This window comes from Nautilia lithotrophica, from assembly GCF_054656815.1.
Genome location: NZ_BAAHXN010000001.1, coordinates 377,182 through 389,017 on the forward strand (window position 1 = coordinate 377,182; position 11,836 = coordinate 389,017).

General features: G+C 33.3%; 11 protein-coding genes. 1 reads left to right on the plus strand and 10 read right to left on the minus strand.

The genetic code is table 11. From position 1 onward, the window contains the following. Positions 1 to 8: 8 nt before the first annotated feature. The 3 genes from ACYQ19_RS01900 to ACYQ19_RS01910 all read right to left on the minus strand — a co-directional run bounded on the left by ACYQ19_RS01900 (position 9) and on the right by ACYQ19_RS01910 (position 4,636). Positions 9 to 1,958: an IGHMBP2 family helicase gene (locus ACYQ19_RS01900; RefSeq protein ID WP_459977737.1), complete on the minus strand. Its 1,950-nt coding sequence runs from the start codon at positions 1,956 to 1,958 to the stop codon at positions 9 to 11. After that, positions 1,951 to 3,093 carry a ComEC/Rec2 family competence protein gene (locus tag ACYQ19_RS01905; RefSeq protein WP_459977738.1) on the minus strand — a complete coding sequence of 381 codons (1,143 nt, stop codon included), beginning with the start codon at positions 3,091 to 3,093 and terminating at the stop codon, positions 1,951 to 1,953. Before ACYQ19_RS01905 ends, ACYQ19_RS01900 begins: the two co-directional genes overlap by 8 nt. 142 nt (positions 3,094 to 3,235) lie before the next feature. After that, positions 3,236 to 4,636, minus strand: a complete 1,401-nt coding sequence (locus tag ACYQ19_RS01910; RefSeq protein ID WP_459977739.1) for a replicative DNA helicase — start codon at positions 4,634 to 4,636, stop codon at positions 3,236 to 3,238. A 43-nt stretch (positions 4,637 to 4,679) separates the two neighbouring features. Here ACYQ19_RS01910 and ACYQ19_RS01915 point away from each other — a divergent pair, with 43 nt between their 5' ends. Beyond that, positions 4,680 to 4,934 (plus strand): hypothetical protein, encoded by a 255-nt coding sequence (locus ACYQ19_RS01915; RefSeq protein ID WP_459977740.1) that lies wholly within the window; start codon positions 4,680 to 4,682, stop codon positions 4,932 to 4,934. On the opposite strand, the gene ACYQ19_RS01920 is transcribed toward ACYQ19_RS01915, so the two are convergent. From ACYQ19_RS01920 to gatB, 7 genes are all read right to left on the minus strand, one after another. Continuing rightward, the gene (locus ACYQ19_RS01920) at positions 4,897 to 5,214 is read right to left on the minus strand and encodes a 4-hydroxy-3-methylbut-2-en-1-yl diphosphate synthase (RefSeq protein WP_459977741.1); all 318 of its coding nucleotides are present in this window, start codon (positions 5,212 to 5,214) and stop codon (positions 4,897 to 4,899) included. The two genes, ACYQ19_RS01915 and ACYQ19_RS01920, sit on opposite strands and share 38 nt — an antisense overlap. Continuing rightward, positions 5,211 to 6,263 carry a flavodoxin-dependent (E)-4-hydroxy-3-methylbut-2-enyl-diphosphate synthase gene (gene ispG, locus ACYQ19_RS01925; RefSeq protein WP_459977742.1) on the minus strand — a complete coding sequence of 351 codons (1,053 nt, stop codon included), beginning with the start codon at positions 6,261 to 6,263 and terminating at the stop codon, positions 5,211 to 5,213. Before ispG ends, ACYQ19_RS01920 begins: the two co-directional genes overlap by 4 nt. A gap of 25 nt (positions 6,264 to 6,288) precedes the next feature. Beyond that, positions 6,289 to 6,999: a 23S rRNA (cytidine-2'-O)-methyltransferase TlyA gene (gene tlyA / locus ACYQ19_RS01930; RefSeq protein ID WP_459977743.1), complete on the minus strand. Its 711-nt coding sequence runs from the start codon at positions 6,997 to 6,999 to the stop codon at positions 6,289 to 6,291. A 210-nt stretch (positions 7,000 to 7,209) separates the two neighbouring features. Beyond that, positions 7,210 to 8,094 carry an NAD(P)H-dependent glycerol-3-phosphate dehydrogenase gene (locus ACYQ19_RS01935; protein WP_459977744.1) on the minus strand — a complete coding sequence of 295 codons (885 nt, stop codon included), beginning with the start codon at positions 8,092 to 8,094 and terminating at the stop codon, positions 7,210 to 7,212. Further along, a complete protein-coding gene (locus tag ACYQ19_RS01940) occupies positions 8,091 to 8,786 on the minus strand; it encodes a potassium channel family protein (protein WP_459977745.1) in 696 nt (231 codons plus the stop codon). Before ACYQ19_RS01940 ends, ACYQ19_RS01935 begins: the two co-directional genes overlap by 4 nt. Next, a complete protein-coding gene (locus ACYQ19_RS01945) occupies positions 8,783 to 10,378 on the minus strand; it encodes an ion transporter (protein WP_459977746.1) in 1,596 nt (531 codons plus the stop codon). The genes ACYQ19_RS01940 and ACYQ19_RS01945 overlap by 4 nt, the downstream gene beginning before the upstream one ends. After that, complete coding sequence (gatB, locus tag ACYQ19_RS01950; protein ID WP_459977747.1) at positions 10,375 to 11,799, minus strand: Asp-tRNA(Asn)/Glu-tRNA(Gln) amidotransferase subunit GatB; 1,425 nt, start codon at positions 11,797 to 11,799, stop codon at positions 10,375 to 10,377. The genes ACYQ19_RS01945 and gatB overlap by 4 nt, the downstream gene beginning before the upstream one ends. Between the last annotated feature and the right edge of the window lie 37 nt (positions 11,800 to 11,836).

An 11,836-nucleotide genomic window follows, 5' to 3' on the forward strand; every position in this document is an offset into this window, starting at 1 on the left:
TTCTCCGTTCATTCAATTGGTTTATAAACTCCGTTTTCCTTAATGTATTCTATCAAATTTCTGTATGTTTTATTTACTACAAGTGTGTTTGCATCCCCTATAATTATAAGCTTCCTTTTAGCTCTAGTAATTGCTACGTTTAGACGCCTTATGTCGCTTAAAAAGCCGATTTCTTCGTTTTCGTTCGCCCTTACAAGACTTAAAATTATTATTTCCTTTTCCCTTCCCTGAAATCCGTCAACACTTTTTATTTCAAGTTGTGAAGTTGTGAAGTTGTGAAGTTGTGAAGAAATAATTTTTTTAATATACTCTTCGTGGTCTTTATACGGCGTAATTATTCCTATATGCTCTTCTTTAGCCCTGTTTTTTAATAATTTTTCAACAAGACCGACTACGAATTCGGCCTCTTTTGGATTGTATTTTGATGGTGAGTCTTTTTTATTTTTTTCCATAAATTTTCCGCATGTATCTATAAACACTACAGGTTCATAATCGCCGTATTCACTACCGGGCTGGATATTCAAATCTTTAATTGTGATATGTTTAATCGCTTCATAAGTTTTTACTTTACACTCATAAAATTCGCAGCTTGGAAATTCGTTTATTTTTTCATTCATTCTGTATTGAATTTCCAGTGTATGCATGGCTTTCGGATATAGGGTGCTGAATCTTTCAAACATACTTATTTTAAGTCTTTCGTCATTGCTTAAAATTGTAGGAGGCAGCTGTTTATGATCGCCCGCAAAAATCACCTGTTTTCCTTTAATAAACGGAATAAGGGTGCCTGGTTCCATCGCCTGTGCCGCCTCGTCGATAAACACCACGTCAAATTCCCTCTCTTCCAAAAACTCACCGCCGCATGCCGAGTTTGTCGCAAAGACAATTTCCGCGTTTTCGAGTATGTCGTTCATTATTTCTTCAATTTTTGCATTTTTTTCATCATAAAGCTTGTTTATGTTTTTTTGGATTTTAAGCCATTCGGCCATCTCTTTCATCCACTCTTTCAAAACACCCCTCGCGCCTTTATTTTCTTTTGCATATTTTAAAATTTCTTCATCGCTCAGTCCTCTTCTTCTTCCGGGTGTCGGTTTTTTGTATTTCTTATCCTGAAGATATTTCAAATCGTCTATTTTTTTAATTATTTTTTCAACTTCTTTATATCTTTTATCTCGTCTTATTCTTACATCAAGAGAATATTTCATAAGCTTTGAATCCATTTTTGCGGGATGTCCTATACGCACAACGTTAAAATCTTTCAATTTCTCGAGCAGATTGTCAACAGCCACATTGCTGTCGGCACTTACAAGCAGCTTTTTACCGATATGCTTTTTAATAACTTCCGCAAGCGTGGTGGTTTTTCCCGTCCCCGGAGGTCCGTGAATAAGAAAAACATCCGAATTGACAGATTTGCTAAGAGCAATATTTTGAGATTCGTTTAAAATTTCGCTTTTATCATCCGTAATTACAATTTTAGGCTCATCTTTCCCCAACAAAATATTTTCCCCGTTCTCAATTCTCAATTCTCCATTCTCAATTCTTTCAAGCGCTTTTTTCATCCTTTTAAACGTTATATCGTTTACAAAAAGATCCAGCCTGTAAAGTTTAGAGCGGAAAATAGGCTCTTTTGAATAAACCTCTATAAAATTTTTACCTATCCCGCTTACCGTGGCTTCCTGGTTGAATTTTAAAGGATCGCCCTTACTTATTAAAACAATATCACCGGCTTTTATCTGGTGATCGGGCATATTGTTTCTGTTGAACCTGTATATTTTAAAATCAAGAAATTCCCCCACATATTTCATACGAAGGCCTAAAATGGCACGCCCTCTTTTTTGCCTATCACTGCCGCTTAGTCTTTTTATTTCATTCAGGTGAAAATCTTTTTCGGCTTTTCTTTCTTTTTCGATCAGTTCACCGAAATATTCAACATACTCTTTTACACTTTTAAATTTATACAATATACACTCCTGTTACATAAAATATTACTACTAATGATAGCAGATTTATACCAAAAAACACTCTTTTTGAGAAAAAAGCAAAAACACTAAGTCCTAAAAACATCATACCAAACCACAAAGGAAATTTAACACTTTCAAAACTCTCGCCCAATTGCAGATATTTTAAAACAATTCCGTCAAACATTCCCCCAATTCCAAACAGATGCAACAGAATCACAAGAGGATAAAAAGCTGTAAAAAGCAGATTTACAAAGGGCGATAAAAACTGATACGGGTTAAAATTGCCGAAAAACGAATGGGAAATTATAAACATCACACAAAACATATAAAAACTTAAAAGCAGTGAATTCAAAAAAGTAGGCCTGTAATACCTGAAAAAAAGATATATGTAAAAAACGCCGGTAATACTTAAAAAATACCCTATACTGAAAACTTTTTGCCCAAATATCAGCAGCGAAAAAAGAAAAACGACGCCCAAAACCTTAAGCGAAAAAGGATTTTGCAGATTATATGCATACAAAAAAACCACTATTTCCAAAACATAAGCCCTGATTAAAGACGGAGGAAACCCTGTTATATACAGATAAACAAATTCTATCACAAATATCAAAACCGCCAGATCAACAAATCGGTTGCGGTATGGAAATCTTTTTTGAAAAACTTTATAAACGGGCGTAAAAACCAGATACAAAAACAATGATATAAACCCAAGATGAAGACCGCTTAGGGCAATAAGATGCGAAATGCCAAGGGTGCTTAACTCCTGCCTTGTTTTATAATCGATACTTTCACCAAAAAAAAGCGCTTTGTATATGTTAGTCATTCTAATGTCCGAATGCTGCTTTTCTATAAATTCGTCAACCGCAGCGACGGGTAAAAGTTTTATGTTAAACCCCGGCGCGTAAAACGTAAAAAGATAATCTTTAAAAGTAACATTGGAAGTTATAATGGTAAGTTTTAAATTTTCATTTAAGAGGTTTTTTAAATCCTCTTTTGAGGTGGTGTAAAAAGTCAAATCTCTGTTTTTCAGCTTCAATACAAAATATTCACCCCGTTTTCCTTCTTTTTTATACTGATTAACAACTTTTACATCCACTTCTTTGAATTTATCATACCTGAAATCAAGATAATTCAAAAAAGAAAGCTGAAACCTGACAAAAAACAGAAGGAAAAAAATTAAAATAATTATTTTATTGTCATTAAAAAAGGTTTTTAAATAATAATAAATTTTATAAAACTGACTTATCTTTTCACTTTTCATTTTACATTTTTCACTCTTAAATGGAAGGTATATCTATCTGTGCCTCGCTCATCTGGATTTCCTGCACTTCACTCACCTTGTCGGTAAAAAGCGTGTATTTTTTGTGAAACAGCATCTCAACGGTGCCAGTAGGTCCGTTTCTCTGTTTTCCAATAATTATTTCTGCTTCTTCAACTTCTTTTTCTTGAAAGTCAATTTCGACGGCTTTACCTTTTTCAAGCGCTTCTTTTTGCTTCTGTTTAGCCTCCATCGCTTTATACACGTCATCCCTGTAGATAAACATAATTATATCTGCATCCTGCTCTATGGCACCCGATTCCCTCAAATCACTTAGCATCGGTCTTTTATTCGGACGGCTTTCAAGTGAGCGGTTAAGCTGAGATAGGGCGATGATCGGTATTTGAAGCTCCCTTGCAAGAAGTTTTAAACTTCGGCTTATTTCCGCAATGGCGAGATGTCTTTCCCTCTGGTCTGAACTTATCAGCTGAAGATAATCAACTATTGCAAGGGAGAGGTCTGGATTTTGAATTTTAAGTTTTCTAAGCTTAGCCCTTATCGTATGTATGTTTACGTTTCCCTCATCATCCACAAAAAGAGGCTTTTCACTCAGCTCGTCCGCAACGGCTGTAAGTTTACTCCATTCGTTATCATCAAGATTTCCCCTTCTTAAATCCTGAAGAGGGATTTTTCCGGCTGCACTAAGCATTCTAAGCATTAGCTGTTCGGCCGGCATTTCAAGAGAAAATATGGCAACCCCCTTGTCCTGTTTTAAAACGTTTAAGGCAAGATTAAGTGCGAGTGCTGTTTTACCCATAGAAGGCCTTGCCGCAAGAATTATCAAATCCCCCTCACCAAAACCGCTTGTCATTCTGTTTAGTTCAACAAATCCGGTATCAAGGCCCGTTACTATTTTATTTTGTTTGCTCACCTGTGTTTTAATATATTCAAGCGTGTCGTTTATAATAGTTTCAGATTCTTTAAAATCACCTGCAAGGTTTGAAGTTGCGATACTGAAAAGTTTTCCCTGTATCTCTTCCACTTCTTCAATTGCTTTTTTATCTTCTTCAAGAACGGTTTTTTTAATCTCGTTTGAAAGATGTATAAGTTCCCTTTTAACGGCCAGGTCTTTTATTTCCCTTGCATACGCTTCTACGGCTTCAATAGGAGCCGTCCCCAAAATTTCAAGAAAAAGTTCTTCGTCAAATTTGTTCTGTTTTATTAAATGATCTTTTAAAAATATTTCATCAATTGGATAATCTTTTTTATAAAGTTCTTCCATTGCGGCAAAAAGGTTTTGATGAAAAGGAAGGTAAAAATCGTGGGGTTTTAATATAGAAGCCACATCTTCATATATTTTCCCGTCAAACAAAATGGCGCTTAATATCCCTCTTTCAATATCCAAATTATAAAGTTCCAATATTTTATCCTTTTATGTTAAAATTATATAAAAAAGGTTTTTAATGATTTTAAAAATCACTTATCCTTACAAAGATTCTCTTGCTACACTGCAATACAGAAGTATATATATACAAACCGATGATAATGAACTGATTGAACATCTTAAAGCTACAAAAAACCCTATTGATATAGGTGTTATTTTATCGGAAAACGAAGAAAAATTCAAAATGCTTGAAAACGCTAAAGAGGATTTTGAAATAGTTATTGAGGAAGTTTTGGCTAATCCTGATTTACGTCTGAATTTTCTTCGTGATTAACCTTTAATATATGCTTTTTAATATGCTTTATTGCATCTTGTAAATCCTGAGATTCAAATAGAGTTTTTAACTTAGTTCTTTTCTTTTTAGGAAGAGCTCTGATTAATTTTTTAAGCTCTTCATCATCTTTAGCTTGTTTAATCTCCTCTGCATGCTCACCTAAAATTTTTAATATTCTCTCTTCTGTAATTTCAATTTTTCTTAGCAGCATAAACATAAATATAAACGCCATTGAAAAAATAGAAGCACCAATTATATATATCATCATTTCAGCACTCATTCGCTCTCCTTTTTTACTTCGTCTAAAAATCTCTCAAGAAGTTCATTTTCTTTGTATTTTCCTATTATTTCGCCCTTTTTAATAATAAGCCCGTATCCTTTACCACAAGCAATGGCAACATCTGCTTCTTTTGCCTCACCTATTGCATTTACAACACATCCCATTACGGCAAGGTTCAAAGGTTTTTTAATATTTTTAGTAGCTTCTTCTACAGCCTCGACAATTGGAGGCAAATCAACCTCGATCCGTCCGCATGTAGGACATGAGATTATATTAACACCTTCTTTTATTAGCCCCAAATCTTTAAGTATGGCTTTTCCTACTTTTATCTCTTCTTCAAGTTCTCCCGTTATAGAAACCCTGAGAGTATCGCCTATTCCCTCAAGCAGTAAGGCACCAAAAGCTGCAGCACTTTTAATTGTGGCATGAAATTTCGTTCCGGCTTCTGTTACACCTAAATGAAAAGGATAATTGACAAGTGGCCTTAGCATCCTGTATGCTTCCACGGTTCTTTGAACATCACTTGCTTTAAGTGATACTTTTATATCAGTAAAATCCAAATCTTCCAAAAATTTAATATGCCAAAGAGCCGATTCGACCATCGCTTTTGGGCTTTGTCCGTATTTTTTTTCAAGATGTTCTTCCAAACTTCCAGCATTCACACCTATTCTTATAGGAATGTTTCTGGCTTTACAGGCATCGACTATTGCCTTTACTCTATCTTTACCGCCTATGTTTCCGGGATTGATTCTAAGTCCATCTACGACTTCGGCCGCTTTTAATCCAAGTCTATAATTAAAATGAATATCCGCCACTATAGGAAGCGGCGATTTTTGTTTAATCTCTTTAAGTGCATTAGCGTCTTCTTCATCCAAAACCGCAACCCTTACAATATCCGCACCTGCAAAATACAATCTGTTAATCTGATCAAGTGTATTTTCAATATCTTTGGTTTTAGAATAAGTCATTGACTGAACAGAAATTGGAGCATCACCTCCTATTTCCACATTTCCGACTTTAATTTTACGAGTAGGATACCTTTTTATCAAAACAGACCTTTTTTGTGCGATTATATCAAACTTTTTTAAAATGATATATATACTCTATATTGCCTTCTTTTCCTTTAATACTTGATTCTTCACTTCTTACAAGTTTCCATCCTAGTTTCTTACACTCATTTTCAAAATTGCTTCTAGCTTTAAGTATAGCCGATTTGTCTGTTACAACGCCTTTTTTATCCCTTTTTACATCTCTTCCGACTTCAAACTGGGGTTTAAAAAGTAAAATAATATCTCCCATTGAAAGTTCATCAATTTTGTCAATAATTTTAAGGAGCGAAATAAAGCTCACATCACTTACTATTACATCAAACCTTTTATCATATGTAAAATCCCTGATATCGGTATTTTCATAAAGCTCTATTTTAGTATTCTCCCTTAATGTAAAATGCAGCTGATTATCTCCCACGTCAACACTGACTATTTTCTCTGCACCTTTTTCCAAAGCTACCTGCGTAAACCCCCCTGTGCTAGCCCCAATGTCAAGAACCAATTTATTTTTAAAGTTTATGTCATATTTTTCCAAATAATTTTTTAATTTATAAGCCGCTCTTGAAACATATTTTTCATCTTTTAAAATTTCAACATTATCTTTTTCAGATAATTTAAATGAAGGCTTTTTAATTATTTTTTCATTAACCTTTACGTATCCGTTCTTTATTATTTCCTGTGCTTTATTCCTGCTAAATGTATATTCATTTGTTACCAAATACTGATCAAGCCTCATCTTTTTCACTTTTTTATCTAAATTTTAACAAATTTTATTCACATATTCACATAATTTGTTATAATAATCCAAACCAAAAAAAGGAGAAAAAATGGGATTTAGCGGATTTATAGCTATTGCAATGTGTGTAATTGCAACAGGACTTATGCTTTCAATCGTTGCAGGTGCGGTAAAAAAAGCAAAATAATTATACTTCTTTCCCTTTTTGGGTTAACCTAACAAATCTTGAAGTGAATGGATAGGTTTTTTACTTTCATATATAATTCTGTAAACTTCCTCTGCTATAGGCGTATAAATATTATGTTTATTGGATAGTTCGTATATTGCTTTTGTAGTATAAACACCTTCAGCAACTTCACCAAGCTCATTTAATATATCATCAAGCATCATACCTTTTGCCAGATTCAGCCCGACTCTATAATTTCTACTCATTGTGGAATTTGCCGTTAAAAACAGATCCCCCGCACCCGCAACTCCTAAAAACGTATCTTTTTTAGCACCAAAAAATTCCCCAAACCTGTCCATTTCCACAAGTCCTCTGGCTAAAAGTGCGGCTTTGGCGTTTTTACCTAAATTTAACCCTTCACAAATACCACTTGCTATTGCAATTACATTTTTATATGCCCCGGCAACCTCAACACCTTCTACGTCATCATCGGTATATATTTTTAAAAACGAAGGAAAAAAGTTTTTAAACTCTTCGGCCAATTCAATGTTTTTTGAAGCGATAACCAATGCAGTGGGCTTGCTTTCTTTTACCTCTTTCGCAAATGAAGGGCCTGATATAAAAGCAAGGTTTTTAGAATCAACATATTCTTCAAATATTTCATTTAAAAATTTAAGTTTTTCATTATCGATACCCTTACTTGCTACAAGAATCTTTTTATCATTTAAATCAACTTTTGTTAAAAATTCTTTAATGGATTGAGCTGCTATCACAATTAAAATATATTCATTTTTGAGTGCTTCTTCTAAACTTACAAATCCTTCAATATTTCTTTTTCTTCTGGAAGTTATAACGGCATTTTTAACTTTCTGTTTTATTGCCAAATACAATGCACTACCCCATGCACCAGCCCCAATAACCGAAATCATTTTTTACCTCCATGAAGATTACGCAAATCCTCTTTAAATCTTTCAATTTCATCTATATCACCCACTACCACCAAAATATCACCTTCATCAATTTTATGATTAAATCCTTTTGTTACAAACTGAACATTTTCAGATATTTCCTTATCCACTATACCAATAATTAATAAATTATAAAGGGCCGATATATCTTTAAATACATCTTTAATATATTTGCCGTCTAAAAAAGAATTTGCGGGTATTACTATTTCAGCAAATGAAAGTTTATTATCCTGAAAAATTATTTCTTCAATAACTTTAAGGGTTAGCGGTTTTTTAAGAATTGTCATAATTCTGTTAGCAGTTACTTCAAACGGATTTATCATTTTACTGACGCCTGCCAGTTTATATTTATATTCGTTGTCTTTATCTGCAACTTTTGCAATGATTTTTTTATCAGGAAACAAATCCCTTAAAGTCAAACATAAAAACAAATTTTTGTCTTCATCGTGCAATACGGCAATTGCTATATCAAACTCTTCAATTTTTCCTATTTCATCATCATCAATATTATGAAGTTTTATTACATCATAAAGTTTTTCTCTCGCCCTTGCCTCTTCTTTATCATCTAATACAACAATAATTAAATCTTTTTTATTAAGAAATCTCGCTACCCTTTCACCAAAATCGTCAAATCCAAAAATTGCTATTCTCATATACTACTTCTTTCTATTTGGTATTTGAAATAATTAACACTTACACTATAACCCATTACAACCAAAATATCACCCTCTTCCAGCTTCAAATCAAAAGGTGGATTAAAATAAAAATGCCCCTTTTCAATCTGAAGCGTTTCATTTAAAAGTGGAGATTCACTTCTTTTAAGAACACCAAAAAGAATTATTTTATACCTGTCAAAATCTATTTCACCAACCAGTTTGCCATCAAGTATTGAATCTTTAATTACAATTATTTCATCAATGATTGCATTTCTTTTCTCGGTTAAAATTGCGTCAATTACCTCAAAAGTAATAGGATTACCTATATATTCCGCAGTAAGCAAAGCCGTAACGGTTGATGGGACAACCACATAATCAGCACCCGCTTTTTTTATTTTACTAACATTTCTCTCATCATTTGCAAGTGCTATAATTTCTGCACCTTTACTATATGCTTTTACACTTAACACAATAAAAGAATTACTTATATCATTGTTAGTTAAAACAAAAATTTTAGATATTTTATTAAAATCCAAAACCTGCAAAAAAGTTTTTTGAGTAATATCACCTTTTAATGTAATATATCCTTTCATTGAAGATTTTTGAACCCTGTCCTCATCCATATCAACTATAACAAAATCCACATTGTCTTTTTTAAATCTTTCAGCAAGTATTTCAGCTTCATTTGAATATCCGCATATTAGATACACATCATTCATATGTTTTATTGTTCTAAATATCCTGTCAGCTTTAAGTTCTTGAAGTTTTTCGGTAAAAGCTGAAGCAATGATTGAAGTGGAGAATGAGATAAAACCGATACCTACAACAATCAAAAACATCGTAAGAACTTTACCCTCTTCCGTAATAGGGGTAATATCTCCGTATCCGACTGTTGAAATCGTTATTAAAGACCAGTATATCGCATCAAAAATCGTATCTATTTTTGGGTTTGTATGTGCCTCAAATACATAAATTACTGCACCACCTATAAATGTTACAAAACCTACGGCTAATAATAATATCGTAAGTTCAAATTTTTTATTTGCAAGAACTTCTAAAAACGTATTAATGCTTTTTGTATATCTTAACACCTTGAAAAGTCTGAAAATTACGAAAATTCTAAGAATTCTTAAAGATCTAAATCCCGGAAGAATTGCTAAAAAGTCAATAATTGCAAATGGAGATTTTATATATTCCCATTTTTTTAACAAAGCTTTTTTTATAACATTTTTAAGAGAAAATTCCCTTTCTAAAAAAGTTGACTCTTCATATTCTTCCAAAATTATTTTATGTGTGTCGTTATATACCCACAGCCTTATTACATATTCCACGGCAAAAATCATAGTAACAATGTAAAAATCAAAATCCTCAAGCCATGGGTTGAGTTCATGCTTTATATCATAAAGAAGAATACCGACACTGGTAATAACCAAAAAAAGCATAAAAAAGTCAAAGATTTTTTTAGGAGTATAATCATCATCATTCATTAATCTTCTAAAAAAGCCTTTTACCTTTTTATATTTAACATTACTATCAAGATAAAAGGCAAAAGCTACAAGAGCTTTTATAATATATTCTTTTATCTTCAAGATAGCTTACTTTTTAGTATTTTGTTTACAACCTGAGGGTTGGCTTTACCACGGCTAGCTTTCATAACCTGACCTACAAAAAATCCGAAAAGTTTTTCTTTTCCGGCTTTATATTCAGCTACTTTATCTTCGTTTGCAGCTAATATTTCATCAACCATTTTTTCAATAGCTCCCTCGTCACTTACCTGTTTTAATCCAAGTTTGTCAATTGCAATATCAACCTCTATATCTTCTTCCATTAACAGATCAAGAACTTTTTTACCGCCGGCACCGCTGATTGTGTTATCTTTTATTCTTAAAATTAAAAGAGCCAGTTTTTCACTGCTAACAGGCGAGGTTTCAATTGAAAGTCCGGCTTTGTTAAGTCTTCCCAAAAGCTCAACCGCCAGCCAGTTGTTTGCCATTACTGGTTCACACCCTTTTGCAACCAAATCTTCAAAATAAGATGCAAGTTCAGGTTCTGCTGTAAGAACACCAGCATCATATTCTTTAAGACCGAATTCTTTCATGTATCTTTCTTTTTTCTCATCAGGTAATTCAGGAATTTCAATATCAAAAAATTCATCAGGAACCACAAGCGGAAGCAGATCCGGATCCGGAAAGTATCTATAGTCGGCCGATTCTTCTTTACCTCTCATACTTCTTGTTTCACCTGTTTTTGAATCAAAAAGTCTCGTTTCCTGAACTATTTCATCTTCATATTCGTCATATTCATACGCTTCAATATGTCTTTCAATTTCGTATTCAATTGCCTGTTTAATAAATCTGAATGAGTTTATGTTTTTAATTTCAACCCTTGTTCCGAACTCTTTTTGACCTTTAGGTCTTACTGAAACGTTTGCGTCGCATCTGAAAGAGCCTTCTTGCATATTTGCATCACTAATTCCAAGATATTTCACGATTGCATGCAGTTTTTTTAGATAAGCTATCGCTTCGTCACTGCTTCTCATATCAGGTTCACTCACTATTTCAAGAAGAGGTGTTCCGGCTCTGTTTAAATCAACTTTTGAATGATCACCCTCATGCATATTTTTCCCCGCATCCTCTTCAAGATGCGCTCTTGTTATTCCTATTTTTTTCTTTTCGCCATTTACTTCTATTTCAAGGTATCCTTTACCTACGATTGGAATTTCAAACTGGCTTATCTGATACCCTTTTGGAAGGTCTGGATAAAAATAGTTTTTTCTTGCAAAAATAGATTTTTTGTTAATCTCGGCATTAACAGCTTTTCCGAACATCACTGCTTTTCTTACCGCTTCTTTGTTTAAAACCGGAAGCGCACCAGGAAGTCCAAGACATGTAGGACATGTATTTGTATTAGGCTCATCGCCAAAACTTGTAGCGCAATTACAGAAAATTTTGGTTTTCGTATTTAACTGAACATGAACTTCAAGACCTATCACCACTTCATATTTACTCATTAATTCTCCTTTTTATAATATATATTACCTTCTAAAC